The organism is Neobacillus sp. NRS-1170 (assembly GCF_050468025.1).
The window spans coordinates 98,594-114,535 of record NZ_JBITPF010000027.1 but is presented as its reverse complement, the minus strand read 5'-3'; the positions used below and the strand labels follow the sequence as shown (position 1 = coordinate 114,535).

The window sequence follows — 15,942 nt, the reverse complement described above, 5'->3', positions numbered from 1 at the left end:
ACGTAGAAAATCGTATTGGAGGACATAGTTATTTATGAATAATGAAACAGGAACCGAAATTCCATGGTACAAGCGCACTTTCCGCTGGGTTCAAACAAATCTTTCAGAAATGGATCCCATCCATTGTGACCTGAACTGGTGGAAAGAGTATTGGCATAAAACGAGAGCGCAAGGAGTCATTATTAATGCTGGCGGGATCGTAGCTTATTATCCTAGTTCTATTAAACTTCAGTATCAAGCGAAGGGGTTAGGCGATAAGGACTTGTTCGGTAAATTTGTTACGGAAGCTAGAAAAGAAGGGTTGACTGTTTTAGCCAGAATGGATAGTAGCAGTGCAATGCAGGAGTTTTATAACGCTCATCCCGACTGGTTTGTAGTGAAGGCTGACGGTGAACCAGTCAAAGCAGGCGGACGCTATATCACCTGTGTCAACGGTGCTTACTATAAAGAGTATATACCTCAAGTACTCAAAGAAATTATAAGAACCTATCAACCAGACGGTTTTACGGATAATAACTGGACTGGAGCCCCCTATAAGATCGTTTGCCATTGTGAAAACTGCAAAAGGAAATTTAAGAAGGATTCTGGCTTCGATCTTCCAGCATCTACAGACTGGAATGATCACATTTATCAGAAATGGATCAAGTGGAGCTATGCTTGCCGTATGGAGAACTGGGACCTGTTTAATCAAGTTACACAGGATTTCGGCGGCCCTGATTGTTTATGGTTGGGAATGTTCAATGCCAATGCAATCATGCAAGCAAACTCCTTCTGTGACCTGAAAGTAGTCGGAGAACGGGCAAAAATGATCATTTGTGACCATCAAGCTAGGAGAGATAATGTAGGTTTTGAGCAGAACGGTCTTAATGGCCATCTTTTGCATGGTGTTGCAGGGTGGAATATCGTCATTCCCGAATGCACGGCTAATTATGTTTTACGTGGAGAACGGGTGTTTCGACAAGGCAGCAACCCTCCAGAAGAAACTAGGTTATGGATGATAGAAGGAATTGCCGGTGGGATCTCTCCTTGTTTACATCACATTGGCGGAGTTCAAGAGGACAGACGACAGTTTGACAATGCACCTCCCGTCATGCAATGGCAGGAGAAGAATGAAGCCTATTTGTATAATAGACTACCAGTCGCGAATATTGGACTGGTTTGGTCTCAGGAGAATACGGAGTTTTATGGACGTGATGATGTAGAGGAAAAAGTTTCACTCCCTTGGAAAGGCTTTGTCAGGGCATTGACTCGTGCGAGGATACCTTTTATCCCAGTACATGCTGACCACATTACAAGAGATGCGAAACACCTGGATGTCTTAATTTTACCTGATCTGGCGGCAATGACCGATTCTCAGTGCCAGGCAGTCCGGCAATTTGTAGAATCCGGCGGCAGTTTGCTCTTTACCGGGGCTACAGCTACACGAGACGAGTGGGGAAATGCTAGAGATCAATTCCCGCTGCAATCGATTACCGGTATCAACCATCTAAACAGTGTCGTTGGAGCCGTTGGTAAGCATACTTTTAGTTTGGAAACTTTAGAAAACTTTGAAGCACACAATTATTTCAGACTTCCTCATGATCGCCATTCTGTTTTAAGCGGGTTTGAAAATACAGATATTCTCCCATTTGGAGGAAATGTCCATAGAGTACATGCAAACGAACAGATGAAAACAATCGCCACCTATATTCCGTCATATCCAATCTATCCGCCGGAATTCAGCTGGATGAGGGAGCCACAGACGGATATCCCAGTTATGTTTGCGGGAGAACACGCTTCAGGTGGACGTATTTTTTACTTTGCCGGGGATGTGGACCGTTGTTATGGACGCACACATTTGCCGGATCTTGGTGATTTGCTGGCGAATGCAGTAAAGTGGGCAGCTGATGATAATTTGCCTTTTCGAGTTGAAGGACCAGGATACTTAGACTGTAAACTATATCGTCAAAACGGGAGACTGATTTTCCACCTGATTAATCTCAGTGGGTGCAATCAGAATCCAGGCTATTTAGAGGAATATCTGCCGGTAGGTCCTATTACCATTTCTTTGAAAGTTGATGAGTTTGTTCCGACATATGCCCGTATGAAAGTTAGTGGCGTGGAAGTAAAACCTGAAATCAAAAATTCCTTGATAACGATTCGTATCGATAAACTACATGACCATGAATTAATCGTACTAGAGTAGAGAGACTCCGTTCCTACAAAAGCATTTCGCCAAAGGCGTCATGCTAGGTTTGGTCAAAGGGTTATTTCAATATAAAAGGGGAGTAACAAAATGAAAAGTAAAGCATCGAACCTATGGTGGCAAAAACCGCTGCGTACCATACAAATGAATCTTCAGGTAAAAGATACTGCCTTAATCAATCCGGAAAAGCTGGCCGACCAGGTGAAGGAAATGGGGGGCAACTCGCTCGTCTTTAATGTCGGAGGCATTTATGCCTGGTACCGCTCCGAAGTGGCTTACCATCATGTGAATGAGTTTTTGCCCGAATATGATCTTCTTGCCCGTGTAATTGAAGCTTGTCATGAGCGGGATATCAAATTTATAGCCAGATTTGATTTCTTTATGGCCGACGACCGTATATATCTCGAGCGTCCTCAATGGTTTGCGCGGAACCCGCAAAAGGAGCCGGTCTCTCTCGGCTCCAAACGCACCGGGCAATGGTCTCAACTGATGCTTACCTGTGTCAACGGCGCCTATCGCAATGAAGCAGTCGCAATGCCGGTGCTTGATGAAGTTATATCGAAATACAACATCGACGGCATTTTTTTAAATGCTCCGTTGTATGTTCCTTGTAACTGCGAAGTCTGCCAAATAAAATACCGCCAAACCTATAACAAAGAGCTTCCGACGAATCCAGCAGACCATGAGGAATCGTGGGAGTCGCTTTGCGTGACTGATCACATGGAAAATATTTATAGTCTAATCAAGCAAAAAAACAAAGACTTACCGCTTATCCTTTATTATATTCCCAAAACAGTCACAGGAATTGCCGGGTCCTTGCTTGGCTATGTTACACACGAGAATCTGCTTGAGCGGGAACGAACGGCCGATATGCTGTGTACTGAGTACCAGAACGCTCTTTCGAAAGGGCACAAGAACATTATGGAAAATTGGTATCCTGCCGTAAGTATTAAATTGGCCAGATCCTTGCCGCATAAGCCTGCTCCATATGGCATAGTTCATTCAAGTCCTGGTATGGACTGGCGCCATACCGGCCTTCCTTCAGCAGAATATCTGTTCTGGTTAAGCCAAGTCCCAGCTCACGGAGGCAATATCTTGCATTCGCTTACAGGGATTCCGGATACGATCTTAGACAAGCGCATCTTGAAAACCATATCGGCTGTAAATCACATGGTCGCAAAAGTCGAAGATATGTTGGAAGAAGCGGAATCCGCGTCCCAGGTAGTGCTCATGTGGAATTCTGACCAGCCAGGGGAGGGATGGGCGGACGGATTGCTCAATAATCAAGTACCGTTTGACGTCCTGCTTAAGGAGCAGGCTACTGTGGACAGACTGAAAGGCTTTAAAGTGGTCGTAATTCCGGACAAATTCGCGTTTACCGAATCGTTTGTCCAACATTTAAGCGAATATGTGCGGCAGGGCGGGAATGTAATTGTTGAAGGAAGCGTACCAGGCGAGTTCAGCGAGCTGTACGATCTCCTCGGGATTAATCGCGATGTGATAACAAGCGAGGCCTTGGCCGCATCCTATTTGCGGTTTGAAGGAAGCGAAAATCCGCTGCAGAGAAATCTGGAGGAAACGGAGCTGATCGCCCATCGCGGCAGTGTCGCTTACTGTAGTACTCGGGATGGAGCAACGGTGCTGGCTACCCTTGTTCCTCCGTTTTCGCCGCTGGATGGCGTAGGGACTCCTCCGGAAAGAGCCTCTATCCCTGTGACTCATACCAATCTTCCGCTTTGTATCGTTAACAGCTATGGACAGGGTAAAGCGATCTATCTGACATTTTCCCTTAGCCGTTTAATCACCGAATTCAGGATGGAAGATCACTACAAATTAATGAAGAATACGATTGATTTTCTGTTGGGCGAGGACAAGTTTATTGAGGTTTCTAGCTATCAGGGATTACAACTGGCCGTTTTCAGAAAGCATGACAAAATACTAGTCAATTTGGTTAACGGTGTTGGACACAGACCGCTGTCTGTAAATGTTCCGCTTCATCAAATCAACATCGCGGTCAGGCTGAAGCCGGAAGAAACGGTACAAGGGGTTCGGCTGCTTCAATCGGAGCAAAAGCTAGAATTCACACAAACCGGCAGGGACCTGACCATAACGCTTCCAGAATTGAAAGTATGGGAAGCGCTGCTGATTGAGTTGGAGCAATAATGCAAATTTTTTTATAAGCGAATTTTTAGGAGAGGTAAACGTTATGAAAATCGGATTTATTGGTCTCGGCATTATGGGCAAGCCGATGGCGAAAAATTTGCTCAAGGCCGGATTCGAGCTGATCGTATACAATCGCAGCCGTCCGTCTATGGACGAGCTCGTGCTGCTTGGTGCTCAAACGGCGAGCGGACCGAAAGGCGTCGCAGAAGCGGCGGATGTGATCATCACGATGCTCCCCGATTCACCACAGGTGGAAGAAGTGTTAGCAGGCAGCGGAGGTGTGCTCGAAGGTATTCGTGCGGGAACAATTGTGATTGAAATGAGTTCGATCAATCCGGTAGTCATTCGCCGACTGTCTCTGCAGCTAGCTGAAAAAGGCTGCGCTATGCTTGATGCGCCCGTCAGCGGCGGTGAAATCGGGGCAATCGAAGGGAAACTCGCGATTATGGTCGGCGGTTCAGCGGACATCTTCGAGCGTATGAAACCAATCTTAGATAAGATAGGCGCGACAATCACCCGAGTCGGTGAAATCGGCGCAGGTAACACGGTGAAGCTGATTAATCAAATCATGGTCGCGGTCAACATCGCCTCCGTTTCGGAAGCGCTTGCCTTCGGCAAAGAAGCAGGCATAGATCCACGTATTGCTTACGAAGCGATCAAGAGCGGTCTCGCTGCCAGCCGTGTTCTAGATAACAAGATCAACAACATGGCGGATGGAACGTTCATACCCGGGTTCAGAGTTGATCTGCATAAGAAGGATTTGAATAACGCATTGCTGCTCGCAGAAGAAATCGGAATTCCTCTTAGTTTGACCTGGCAGATGGCCGATCGCTTCGACAAGCTCATTGAGCTCGGCTTTGGCAGGGAAGATCACAGCGCTTTATATCGATTAGCTAATGGAGGTGAAATAGCATGAAGACATTTGCCGTATTTCTACGCATGAAGGATCCGGAGTTAAGTCAGAAGTTTCGGCCCGAGCATCTGGAGTATCTAGCGAAGCGCAGGTCGGAAGGGACCGTTTTCGCCAACGGCCGATTCGTGGACGGTGCCGGCGGTCTCGTCATTTACAAAGGCGAGAATCAGGCACAGGTGGAAGAAATGGTCATGCAAGATCCGTATATTATGTTGGGGGCCCGAGAATACGAAATCCATGAGTGGGAGATCGTACTAGCTTCTGAAGGCAATTAATGCTCCCCATAATTAAGAGTGCTTCCAAATACTAAAGTGATCTTGGACAGGTTGCTTATACATCTCAATACAACGAATTTGCAGAAATAAAAATTGATTAGTAAAGGGTGTTAGATCAATGGATACATCAAAAATTAGATTTAAAGAAAGAGTTGGATATGGACTGGGGGATTTTGCCTCTACCCTCATATTTACGGCGATGACTACGTTTTTGACTTACTTTTATACTGATGTTGCAGGAATAGCAGCTGCAACCATTGGTACAGTTTTATTCGCTTCACGTATCTTAGACGGTCTGATTGATCTTGGGATAGGTGCAGTCGTTGATAAAACCAAATCGAGACATGGCAAAGCACGTCCTTGGATTAAATGGATGGCCATTCCGTTCGCTGCTTCTGCCGTACTATTATTCTCCGTTCCTGAAATGGGGAGTACAGCGACAATTGTTTACGTCTTCATAACCTATAACTTAGTCAACATTATTTACTCGGCTATTAATGTTCCGTACGGTGCCCTGACTTCATTAATGACACAGGATCAACACCAACGCACACTACTGAACATTTTCCGGGTGCTATTCTCTATCGCAGGAACCCTTTTAGTTAGTACTGCAACGATACGCATTGTTGAAGCATTTGGAGGTGGAGGACTTGGGTGGCAGCTCACTTTCCTTTTTTATGGCGTATTGGGGGCTTTGTTGTTCTATGTGACATTTTACTCAGTTAAAGAGCGTGTTAAACCGGTGGATGAAACTAAAAACGTTCCAATCAAGGACGGAGTTCAAGCCCTGTTTAAAAATAAATATGGGGGTATTCTAGTATTAACTTTTATTTTAGTAACTTTATATCAAACTATTACAGTCGGTTCCACCATTTATTATGCCCAATATGTCTTTCACAATAAAGATTTGGTAGGATTGCTTACCATTGTCAAGCTTGTGCCGGTGCTAATTGGGATATTCCTTTCTGCTCCATTATTCAAAAAATTCGGAAAACGAAACGTAGCCCGAGCCGGTTTAGTTCTTGCGGTAATTGGATCTATTATCATGTTGATTAATCCGAATAGTCTTAATTTCATTATCGTAGGTGCCGCTTGCAGAGGTCTGGGGTATTCTGCAATTGCCGCTTCGGCATATGCAATGTTTGCTGATACCATTGAATACGGAGAATGGAAGACTGGACTTCGAACTGAAGGTTTGACGTACAGTGCGACTAGCTTTGGTTCAAAAGTCGGAGCGGGCATCGGAGCAGCACTTATTGGCTGGGTATTGGCATGGGGAGGTTATGCCGGAAATCAGGCTGTTCAATCGGACGCCGCAATTACATCCATTAAGACATTGTATATTTACATCCCACTTGCGTTGACGAGTATTCAGATTATTCTACTTTCGTTCTATAAATTGGATAAGGAATTTCCTCAGATTTTACGTGATTTGCAGGAAAGGAATTTTTTGAATATTAATAAAATTAAAAACGAAGGTGCATCATCAACAAATATTAATGAAGGATTCTAAGGGATGACAGAGATGATAATGAATGATTAAGCACTATGGAGGAAATTGAATGAAAGATCTAACGTCAAAAAAACTAGAAGGGCTCTATGAGTCACAACTAGCCGCATCCTTAGCTAAAGCTAACTTTCTACAGCATCCGGGAGCAGGGAAAACATATAATAAATTTGGACATGAACTAGTATGAGTAAAATCATTCCGCTGATTAAAGGGGTTCCGGTAATGGGCAGCGACGGGGCCCTCGGATGGTCCAGCGTGACGTACGTGGAGGAACAGGATCTAAGAATCCTGGTTGATACCGGATTTTACGGAAATCGCCACTTGGTCATGAAAGCTCTACGGGATCATGGTATTCAACAGGAGGATGTTAACCTCCTTTTTTTAACTCATTTGCACTTCGATCATTGCCAAAATGTTGACTTATTTCCGAATGCACAAATTGTCCTTAGTCAAGCAGAATTTGATTATGCAGTTCAAGGCCAAGCAGCTGCTGTAGGTGATGAATTCATTCCTGAGTACATTACGGAACGATTGCAACAGCGGGAACTCACTCTTTTTAAGGAGGAAATGGCCCTGAACGAAAACATCAAGGTGGTTCTGACTCCAGGTCATACCCCCGGGAGTGCCACTCTTTTACTCAAAGAAAATGAAGAAACACTGACTGCCGTTTGCGGTGATTTGTTGAAATACGCATGGGAAGTTTATCCCGGAACGACAGCTCCAAAAGGAACGTTTGGGGGAGAGGAGCAGCTAAAATCGAGCCAGCATAAGATTTTGAAGTCAGGGGTAACTAGAATCATTCCCGGCCATGACCGTCCATTTCGGATGGTGAATCACAAAATACATTATGAATCGTCTGGTGAAGTTCAATTCTCATTTTATTTGAACCGGATGAAAGCGGAAGAAACCCATTTTCGGATTACATTACCAGATTAGAAGGATATTATGGCGAAGAGTGTGGGTCCGATATATTTGATCAATAGTTGAATTCCGAAAATCGAAGAATAGTTCATTATATACGGTCCAGTTCAGCCGACATCGCTTAATAGGTTATTTAGGCTATAAAAGTGTTAACAAAACAAAAATGGTTCCATTAAAAGAGGCCGATTTCAGCAGAGATTAAATATTTATTATTCATCATTGGCAGTAACGCCTTGAGACTTCAAGGTATTATTGCTATTTTAAGCCAATCTTGTTTTACAATCATTCACGGGTGCGTTAGTTGTGCGAAATGTTCCTAGTTTAAATGGAGGATGGTTACATTACTCTGATAAAGCCTAGGCAGTTCCTTTCGGAACTGAAGGGTTATATCGAAGAATCAAATGATGGGGTAACGCCCTGAAGGGTTCTATCTTAGTCGAATAGCACTGGATTTAGTAAGAATAATAGTGTTATAAGCTCGGCGAAAAGGCGTGAGAAACTACCGTAGCAGTTAGGCTGCCGAAATCCAACTCCAGGGAGTGGTGTAGTTCATGATGCTTGAGTTGATTGAATATGGTGAGGATGCAGATACTCCTAAAAGAAAAAGGTTAAGCTGACGAACTTCTGAATGTACGGGTCTATACGCACAATACACAGAAATGTGTATATCACCAAATTGTGAGGTTAGCCGTGGGTGAGTAAGAATAACTAATATAAAAATCCATGATACGTTACAGGCGTATGAGTGCTAACAGGCTTACAGGAAGCACCTAAGTTCCTTCTATAATAGATATAACTCAACGTTGTAAGCTGATAACGTGGATGGCTTACTCCCAGTGAAACGTTGGTAAGGAAAGCAGTGGCGAGAATAACCGCTGTATAACTTATCTTAATATCAGTGAAAGTGGTGGCACAGTACCAATGAAATGTCTAATCAACATGGAGGGATAGCCACTAGACTAATGAAGATTCATTCAACCATGTAAGACAGATCTTTATCGATTAATAAGGTTCTTGTGAGACTAAAAGAGGTTTAACTCCGTAAGGAGTTGCCGACTTATTGAAACGGAAGAAGCTGAGGCACAATGAGTATTACAACTTACAGGAGTGCTTTGACGCTCTATATGCTCAAAGTGTCAGTGGTAAAAAGTTTTATGGATTAATAGAATTGATGAGTTCTAATGAAAATATTCGTCTTGCCTACCGAAACATCAAAAGGAATACAGGTAGTAAAACGGCAGGTACGGATAATCTTATGATTAAAGATCTTTGTCATTTATCTGTGGAAGATGTAATAAACACGGTTCATATTATGTTTAAAAACTACAAACCTCAAACGGTTAGACGAGTGTTTATTGAAAAAGGGAATGGAAAATTTAGACCCTTAGGGATTCCAACCATTTGGGATAGAATTTTCCAACAGTGCATTCTACAAGTTTTGGAGCCCATTTGTGAAGCCAAATTCCATAAACATAGCTATGGATTTCGACCAAATAGAAGCACCCATCATGCCAAAGCAAGGTTCGAATTCCTTGTCAATCAAGCTGGGCTTCATCATTGTGTCGATGTCGATATAAAGGGTTTCTTTGATAATGTGAATCACGGACAGCTTTTGAAACAGCTTTGGTCATTGGGGATTAGGGATAAATTATTACTCTCTATTATCTCAAGATTATTAAAAGCGGAGATTGATGGAGAAGGAATACCAGCCAAAGGAACACCGCAAGGTGGAATTTTATCACCCATATTATCAAATGTAGTTCTCAATGAACTTGATTGGTGGATAAGTAATCAGTGGGAAACGTTCGAAAGCAACTTAATATAAGACGAGTGGAATCAAGTATCAAGGACTTAAAAAATCTGGATTAAAAGAATGTTTTATTGTCCGCTATGCGGACGATTTTAAAGTTTTGTGCAGAACTCGTTCTCAAGCAATAAGAATGAATTATGCCATAAAAGACTTTTTGAAAACAAGATTACACCTTGAAACCAGCGATGAAAAATCAAAGGTAATTAACCTAAAGAAAAACTCTTCCGAGTTTCTCGGCTTTACTTTTAAAGTAATAAGGAAGGGAAAAACTAGGTTTGGCCATGTAGTCCATTCACATATGTCTAGAAAAGCTAAGAGTAATGTTTCTAATAAAATTAAAGAAGCAATTAAGGCTATCCAGAAGAACCCTTGTGTAGAAAAGGTCTGGCATTTCAACACAGTTGTAATGGGAATCCAAAACTACTATTCCGCAGCCACCCAAATTACAACAAATTTGAATGAGTTAAACTTCTATCTAAGAAAAACACTTTATAATCGTTTAAAGATTTTTAGAACAGATGCGAATTTTCATGAGATGACAACAACTCTACAAAAAAGGTACAAAGGTTATAAATCGAAACTATACAAAATACAAAGTATGGTATTTGTGCCCATATATGCCCAGAAGCATAAAACAAACTTATGCTTTTCGCAGGAATCATGTAATTATACTGCCGAAGGTAGAGATAAAATCCACAAAAGTCTAAAGGCTGTTAACAAAAGGGTTTTATTTTCAATTATGAAAAACTATATTCCAAATCGGTCAATCGAATACAATGACAATCGAATAAGTAAGTTTATTGCTCAATATGGGAAATGTGCGGTAACAGGAGTGGAGCTTGGCGTCAGTGATTGGCACTGCCATCATAAGAATCCGTATCATCTATCAAAAGATGATACATTTTCAAATTTAGTGATACTCCATGAAACAGTTCATCGACTAGTCCATCTTAAGGACAGTGAAAAGATTAAGAAGTTATTCAAAGTCATGAAACTCAACAATAAGCAAAAAGAAAAGCTAAACAAACTTCGATTAAAATGTAAAAATGAAGCCATATGATTGCGGAATAAAGTAGCATCAATCTAAACAATACATAGAATTGAATGAATTGGATTAGTTGGAACGCCGTATGCGGTGAAAGTCGCACGTACTGGTGTGAACAGGGGGAAAAGGTGGCGATAATTTCAAAGCTTTACCTATCTGTATGAAGAAGCTCCGAGGTTTAATTATGAAGTAGCTCAGTTCATATCGCACTGGACTATTAACAAAAAGCACCGAATTTTGCGGTGCAATTTCATATGCATTTTACTTTACATTTTTGGGTGTAATTCACATTTTGCGATAGGTAATGGAACCCGTTAGAACATGGGCGCTCTTTTTTTGTTACAATATGAATAAAATGATAGGAATGATCAGTGGATGACGAAATGGATTAAAGAACATAGTACTTGGAAACTGGACAATGGCAAAGAGTATGTTCGAATCACTTGCCGTTTATATGGCCGGTATAATCTCCAATTTTACAACTCACTCAACACCATCAATTTGGAAAAAGAATACACCACTTCTGACTTAGCAAAAGCTCTGCGTAAAGGCAGGGAATGGTTAGGTTTATAAGTCTCCTAATACGCCAAATAACCAGCACGAAAAGTATTCCGCCATGAATGATAATACTGGTAAAACTGAAAAAGCCACGGAAGATTAAACGATAACCATTGCGTCACCTTAACTGGTGGCGTTTTTATGTACGAAAAAAGAAAAAGCGCCATAAGACGCTCTTGTAAATGCTTACTTTAATCATTGGATATTAATATATTATGAGGGTTGTCTTATAAAGACATGGACAAACATGGAGCTTATATAAAAAACCACCCTTGAATTAAAAGGATGGTTTCATATGGAGGATTCCTAATATTGTTTCTTATATACCTTTATGTATACATATAGAACATAAGTTCGTGTATAATATTAAGAAAGGAGGCGATTATATGGTGATACGCGACCGCGGGATGATGAAATGGCAAGCAGCATTTCAATTGCCAGAATTAGCGAAGACTCAGAAGGATTTTTGGCGTGATACTGAGCGGCAAAGGAAGCCAATCATTGACGAGCATGAAGCAGAAGAGTTCGACTTACGCATTATTTACGCTAAGGATTACGGTCATTCTGTAAAACTTACTGTATGGAATGACGGATTTACACATAACATTAATGGCCGAGTTCATTATGTGGAACCTAATAGGCATGAGCTTCTCATTGAAGTGAAGCCTGGTGAATTCGAGCGGGTTGCATTCGAAAGTGTTGTCGGAGTAAAGGTAGTGGACTAAACGAATATTAAGAATAACGTCAGCCTTAGATGAGGTTGGCGTATTTTTATTTAACTAGACACCGAATTCGCTTCCGTTATAGAGGCAGATTAGTTTGCCGCGAAAGATTCAATTCAAGGTGAAACTATCATAATCATTAATTCGGCTTTGGAGAAATATCAACTGCGACTGTATGTATTAAAGATTCCATGCTTATTACCGGCAATACCGTTGCTAGTTTTCCAAATTTATGCCAGCAATACGAATAGTAATACCGTTATTACTGGCTTAATCCATTAAGATAGTAAATTAATATCTCATACCTTCACATCGTATTCATCAATATATTCCACTACTTTCATTATTAGGCTGATTGCGTATTCTTTATCTGATAAGTTATCGGCAATCAGCTCGCCAGCTAAATCGAGCAGTTGAACCTTAATGCGCGCTATTGTTAGTTTTGCTGCAAGTAAATCGTTCAAGGTACCACCTCCTAATATTTTGAAACTATTCTAGTACTTGGCCCTTCGCTTAATTGTGTGGGTTTTTTTTGCGTTCATATAGATCATCTACCTTTACTTCTAATAAATCAGCTAATTTAAATGCTTTTTCTATTGTAGGAAACGAACGGCCACTTATCCAATTTGAAATCTGGTTAGGTGTTACTTCCAATTGTTTTGCTATATATTTTTTTCTGTATCCCTTTTCTTCAATCCAAAAACCTATTTTACTTTTCATATCGAACACCTCAATATAGATATTCGCTTGTTGTGTACAAATTCCTTGTAAAAATAATTTGTATTTTTATTTAAAAAAAATTTACAGTACAGGCATAGCGGACAACCTCAACGTAATACCTTTTAACATACCCGATTAATATCTCCTTTGCTAGCTTGGTCGGGAATATTCAAAATACACATTTATTAATGATTTAAGGCGTTATTTTTTTTATGCCGATTCCAAGGGATAACTTACTATGTAAGTTCCAATGATGTGGCGTTGGAAGGAGGAGGATTCAAATATGATTTTCGAAGTGGTCTCGACAACAATTTTTGGAGCAATTTCTTTGAAAGCTTATTTATCAAAAAACCGGGCAGGGAACGATTCAAAAAAACTCAATAAGATTTTTACTTTGAGCGGACTAAATGTAAAAGACGGTAATCGGACCCTAACCACTCAATTGTTGAAAAAGAAAAATTTTGAGTGGGGCACAGAATATCGTTACCGCATCCCATTAGGTAGAAGTTTTGAAGATTACCAGGCAAAGCAAAAAGTCATAGAAGCTGGCGTTAACACTCGTTCAGTAAAGATTGAGCTTAAGGACCTTAGAGGGCTGACATTAGACCGAAACATCATCAACAGTATCAAAGGTCTTTACACAAAGAAACTAACCGACAGGAAGGAAATAGAGCTTTCTTACGATGGAGTGTTATTCATCCGAGTTTACAATGATCCATTGCCGGAAAAAGTTGAATTTGTTGAAGGGAAAGGCTGGACCGTTGTTTTTGGAGCGACAAGGGATAGAAACAAATTGATTTTCCATGACTTTGAAAAGGTTCCTCATTTATGCCTTGGTGGTGCGACACGTTACGGCAAATCAAATCTCATTAACTGCATTATCAATTCACTCCTTAGACAGCAGCCAGACAACGTGAGACTACACCTAATCGACCTAAAAGGCGGTGTTGAACTATGCGACTATGAAAAAATCAAACAGACAGAATCAATCGCCTACGAGCCAGAGGAAGCCTTGGAAACACTTGAAAATGCATATAACATCATGAGAGAAAAGCAAGAAATTTTAAGGAAAGCCGGCAAGAAAAAGGTAGAGGATGCCGGAATCACTGAACGCCATTTCGTCATCATTGATGAAGTCGGAGAATTAAATCCTGATGAAGCGGTCAGCAAGGAAGAGAAGCTGTATAAACACCAATGTCAAAAATATATGAGCCAGATCGCACGCTTAGGAGCTGGATTAGGGTTTAGACTTATTTTGGCGACTCAATATCCTACTGGTGACGTTATCCCACGTCAATGCAAACAAAATATTGATGCTAAGCTTTGCTTTAGAGTACAATCCGGTACAGCTTCCAGAGTCGTATTAGATAGTGATGGTGCAGAGAATCTTCCAGAAATCAAAGGCAGAGCTATCTATCAAATGGCCGATAAACGAATCATTATTCAAACCCCACATATTACACAGGACATTATCCAAGAAACCATTACTCCAATCATCATTCCGACTAAAGGAGGAAAACCCCTTGAAAAGATTGAGCGAGAGACAAGAAAGAATGTTGTTAAGTTTGAAGAAACTGGATTTTCTTAATCGGGATCAAATAAGCACTATTCACAGGCTAGGGACAAAACGAAACACTAATCGCATCCTCAAAGAACTTTCTCCTTTCCTATCATCATTCCGAGAAGAAAATTCCACCATTTATTTTTTGAATAAAGATGGCCGGGAATATGTTAATTCCAAAAAAGAACGCAAAAAGAATAAATTCGTCAATCATGTCCTTATGAGAAACGATTTCTATATTTTCGCAGGGTATCCTCATGAATGGAAAAATGAAATGAAAATTCGTGATGATAAATTTACTGTGGTATGTGATGCCTGGTTTAAATCGAATGGAAAATATCACTTTTTAGAGGTCGACTCACTTCAAAAAATGAAGGCAAACAGAGCGAAGATTACGCAGTACAAAGGGTTATTTGAAAATGGAGCGATTACAGAGCATTTGGGATATTTCCCTCTTTTGATTTGGCTTACGACTTCGGAATTTAGGAAAAGGCAGCTTATAGAATTATGTGAAGGATTGCCTAGTAGGGTTTACACCATTAACGACATTCGATAAGGAGTGATCCACATGAAGAAGATTAAGTTCAATGATTTCATGTCTGGTGAGTATAAAGCGAAGGAGAAAGAAGCCAAAAAGAAAAGGAGGGGCATGACGATAAGACTTGCAAGTTCTGCCATTCTTCCTATAGCTACTTTTGGCTCTGTTGGCACTCTTGGATTCATTGCAACCACGACTAAAGTTTTCGCTAATCCAAACGCTCCTGTCATTGTGGCAGTACCAGCAACAGCCGGAGAATGGATGGGAGAGCATTCATTATCAGCGCTCGCTCATGTTCTGGACCCGGTAGTTGATATATTAGTTGCATTAAGTTTCCCGATTGCTTCTGTCATTATCGTGGGCTCCTGTTTTCAATTCATGTTTAATCGGGCCGATAAAGGATGGCAAATGATTCAGAATGCAGGGTTAGGCTATGTATTAATCCAGGTATCCCCTCTTATCTTAAACGTGCTGAAACAGGTAGGAAATGCAGTTTAAGATGAGGGTATATATAAATAAATTTAAGGAGGAAAAAGGATGGGTGTAAAAATCAAAATCGATGGTGTGAAATATAGGCTGTGCCAAAATTGCGGGGTTTATCACAAAACATCAAAAGGAAAGAAAAACAAAAGAAAAGTAGTTTGTGTTAAAAATGTTGTCGTTAAGTAACAAGCTTATTCCAAACGGCTCTGCAAATATTTTTAGAAAAGAGGGAGGCGACCAAGATGGCACTACGCAAGAGAAACCCTTTAAAATTAAGTAATAAAGACTACCTTAACAGCCGCGATTCATACAGTATGACTTACGAAGAATGGCTGAAGAAAAACGAATGGGAAGACACCGACAATTGCGATCAATGCGGAACCTATAAAGGATCAGCGTATATTTGTCCAGAATGTAGATTATAAAGGAAAACTCACGAAGGAATATCCTTTGCTCGTTATAAGCAGCTAGAGAATGAAATTGTTCCTGCTAGAACTTCAACAGGTACCTGGGTAACGAACCCGATAATAACAATAGA

General features: G+C 41.0%; 16 protein-coding genes and 1 pseudogene. 15 read left to right on the top strand and 2 right to left on the bottom strand.

What is annotated here, in order from left to right; translation table 11 throughout:
* Nucleotides 1–34 precede the first annotated feature (34 nt).
* The 10 genes and pseudogenes from ACIFOT_RS13055 to ACIFOT_RS13010 all read left to right on the top strand — a co-directional run bounded on the left by ACIFOT_RS13055 (nucleotide 35) and on the right by ACIFOT_RS13010 (nucleotide 12,105).
* Entirely contained in the window at nucleotides 35–2,185 is a 2,151-nt protein-coding gene (locus ACIFOT_RS13055; RefSeq protein ID WP_430065102.1) for an alpha-amylase family protein, read from the top strand.
* Nucleotides 2,186–2,275: 90 nt separating this feature from the next.
* The gene (locus tag ACIFOT_RS13050; RefSeq protein WP_430065100.1) at nucleotides 2,276–4,348 is read left to right on the top strand and encodes a family 10 glycosylhydrolase; all 2,073 of its coding nucleotides are present in this window, start codon (nucleotides 2,276–2,278) and stop codon (nucleotides 4,346–4,348) included.
* 43 nt (nucleotides 4,349–4,391) lie between these two features.
* A complete protein-coding gene (locus ACIFOT_RS13045) occupies nucleotides 4,392–5,264 on the top strand; it encodes a 2-hydroxy-3-oxopropionate reductase (RefSeq protein WP_430065098.1) in 873 nt (290 codons plus the stop codon).
* Nucleotides 5,261–5,536: a YciI family protein gene (locus ACIFOT_RS13040; protein WP_430065096.1), complete on the top strand. Its 276-nt coding sequence runs from the start codon at nucleotides 5,261–5,263 to the stop codon at nucleotides 5,534–5,536. The genes ACIFOT_RS13045 and ACIFOT_RS13040 overlap by 4 nt, the downstream gene beginning before the upstream one ends.
* Before the next feature lie 118 nt (nucleotides 5,537–5,654).
* On the top strand, nucleotides 5,655–7,049 hold the full coding sequence (locus ACIFOT_RS13035; RefSeq protein ID WP_430065094.1) for an MFS transporter: 1,395 nt from the start codon (nucleotides 5,655–5,657) through the stop codon (nucleotides 7,047–7,049).
* A 49-nt stretch (nucleotides 7,050–7,098) separates the two neighbouring features.
* The gene (locus ACIFOT_RS13030; protein ID WP_430065092.1) at nucleotides 7,099–7,233 is read left to right on the top strand and encodes a hypothetical protein; all 135 of its coding nucleotides are present in this window, start codon (nucleotides 7,099–7,101) and stop codon (nucleotides 7,231–7,233) included.
* Entirely contained in the window at nucleotides 7,230–7,982 is a 753-nt protein-coding gene (locus ACIFOT_RS13025) for an MBL fold metallo-hydrolase (RefSeq protein WP_430065090.1), read from the top strand. The genes ACIFOT_RS13030 and ACIFOT_RS13025 overlap by 4 nt, the downstream gene beginning before the upstream one ends.
* Nucleotides 7,983–9,027: 1,045 nt before the next feature.
* Nucleotides 9,028–10,837: pseudogene (ltrA, locus tag ACIFOT_RS13020) on the top strand (group II intron reverse transcriptase/maturase).
* Between the two features lie 360 nt (nucleotides 10,838–11,197).
* On the top strand, nucleotides 11,198–11,395 hold the full coding sequence (locus ACIFOT_RS13015) for a hypothetical protein (RefSeq protein WP_430065088.1): 198 nt from the start codon (nucleotides 11,198–11,200) through the stop codon (nucleotides 11,393–11,395).
* Between the two features lie 371 nt (nucleotides 11,396–11,766).
* Entirely contained in the window at nucleotides 11,767–12,105 is a 339-nt protein-coding gene (locus tag ACIFOT_RS13010) for a YolD-like family protein (protein ID WP_430065086.1), read from the top strand.
* A 296-nt stretch (nucleotides 12,106–12,401) separates the two neighbouring features.
* Here the strand turns inward: ACIFOT_RS13010 and ACIFOT_RS13005 are convergent, their stop codons facing one another.
* A complete protein-coding gene (locus ACIFOT_RS13005; protein WP_430065084.1) occupies nucleotides 12,402–12,566 on the bottom strand; it encodes a hypothetical protein in 165 nt (54 codons plus the stop codon).
* A 49-nt stretch (nucleotides 12,567–12,615) separates the two neighbouring features.
* The gene (locus tag ACIFOT_RS13000) at nucleotides 12,616–12,822 is read right to left on the bottom strand and encodes a helix-turn-helix transcriptional regulator (RefSeq protein WP_430065083.1); all 207 of its coding nucleotides are present in this window, start codon (nucleotides 12,820–12,822) and stop codon (nucleotides 12,616–12,618) included.
* 283 nt (nucleotides 12,823–13,105) lie between these two features.
* Here ACIFOT_RS13000 and ACIFOT_RS12995 point away from each other — a divergent pair, with 283 nt between their 5' ends.
* From ACIFOT_RS12995 to ACIFOT_RS12975, 5 genes are read left to right on the top strand one after another with little or no spacing between them, the layout of a single operon-like run.
* Nucleotides 13,106–14,410 carry an FtsK/SpoIIIE domain-containing protein gene (locus tag ACIFOT_RS12995; protein WP_430065081.1) on the top strand — a complete coding sequence of 435 codons (1,305 nt, stop codon included), beginning with the start codon at nucleotides 13,106–13,108 and terminating at the stop codon, nucleotides 14,408–14,410.
* Nucleotides 14,346–14,939, top strand: coding sequence for a replication-relaxation family protein (locus ACIFOT_RS12990; protein WP_430065079.1), 594 nt, complete (start codon nucleotides 14,346–14,348; stop codon nucleotides 14,937–14,939). Before ACIFOT_RS12995 ends, ACIFOT_RS12990 begins: the two co-directional genes overlap by 65 nt.
* Nucleotides 14,940–14,951: 12 nt before the next feature.
* Complete coding sequence (locus tag ACIFOT_RS12985; RefSeq protein ID WP_430065077.1) at nucleotides 14,952–15,419, top strand: hypothetical protein; 468 nt, start codon at nucleotides 14,952–14,954, stop codon at nucleotides 15,417–15,419.
* A gap of 39 nt (nucleotides 15,420–15,458) precedes the next feature.
* Nucleotides 15,459–15,590 (top strand): hypothetical protein, encoded by a 132-nt coding sequence (locus ACIFOT_RS12980; RefSeq protein WP_430065075.1) that lies wholly within the window; start codon nucleotides 15,459–15,461, stop codon nucleotides 15,588–15,590.
* A gap of 56 nt (nucleotides 15,591–15,646) precedes the next feature.
* Entirely contained in the window at nucleotides 15,647–15,829 is a 183-nt protein-coding gene (locus ACIFOT_RS12975) for a hypothetical protein (protein ID WP_430065073.1), read from the top strand.
* Nucleotides 15,830–15,942: the final 113 nt, after the last annotated feature.

Excerpts from the sequence above, each read along its gene's own strand:
- ACIFOT_RS13055 (WP_430065102.1), top strand. The coding sequence starts at position 35 with ATGAATAATGAAACAGGAACCGAAATTCCATGGTACAAGCGCACTTTC.
- ACIFOT_RS13050 (WP_430065100.1), top strand. The coding sequence starts at position 2,276 with ATGAAAAGTAAAGCATCGAACCTATGGTGGCAAAAACCGCTGCGTACC.
- ACIFOT_RS13045 (WP_430065098.1), top strand. The coding sequence starts at position 4,392 with ATGAAAATCGGATTTATTGGTCTCGGCATTATGGGCAAGCCGATGGCG.
- ACIFOT_RS13040 (WP_430065096.1), top strand. The coding sequence starts at position 5,261 with ATGAAGACATTTGCCGTATTTCTACGCATGAAGGATCCGGAGTTAAGT.
- ACIFOT_RS13035 (WP_430065094.1), top strand. The coding sequence starts at position 5,655 with ATGGATACATCAAAAATTAGATTTAAAGAAAGAGTTGGATATGGACTG.
- ACIFOT_RS13030 (WP_430065092.1), top strand. The coding sequence starts at position 7,099 with ATGAAAGATCTAACGTCAAAAAAACTAGAAGGGCTCTATGAGTCACAA.
- ACIFOT_RS13025 (WP_430065090.1), top strand. The coding sequence starts at position 7,230 with ATGAGTAAAATCATTCCGCTGATTAAAGGGGTTCCGGTAATGGGCAGC.
- ACIFOT_RS13015 (WP_430065088.1), top strand. The coding sequence starts at position 11,198 with ATGACGAAATGGATTAAAGAACATAGTACTTGGAAACTGGACAATGGC.
- ACIFOT_RS13010 (WP_430065086.1), top strand. The coding sequence starts at position 11,767 with ATGGTGATACGCGACCGCGGGATGATGAAATGGCAAGCAGCATTTCAA.
- ACIFOT_RS13000 (WP_430065083.1), bottom strand. The coding sequence starts at position 12,822 with ATGAAAAGTAAAATAGGTTTTTGGATTGAAGAAAAGGGATACAGAAAA.
- ACIFOT_RS12995 (WP_430065081.1), top strand. The coding sequence starts at position 13,106 with ATGATTTTCGAAGTGGTCTCGACAACAATTTTTGGAGCAATTTCTTTG.
- ACIFOT_RS12985 (WP_430065077.1), top strand. The coding sequence starts at position 14,952 with ATGAAGAAGATTAAGTTCAATGATTTCATGTCTGGTGAGTATAAAGCG.
- ACIFOT_RS12980 (WP_430065075.1), top strand. The coding sequence starts at position 15,459 with ATGGGTGTAAAAATCAAAATCGATGGTGTGAAATATAGGCTGTGCCAA.
- ACIFOT_RS12975 (WP_430065073.1), top strand. The coding sequence starts at position 15,647 with ATGGCACTACGCAAGAGAAACCCTTTAAAATTAAGTAATAAAGACTAC.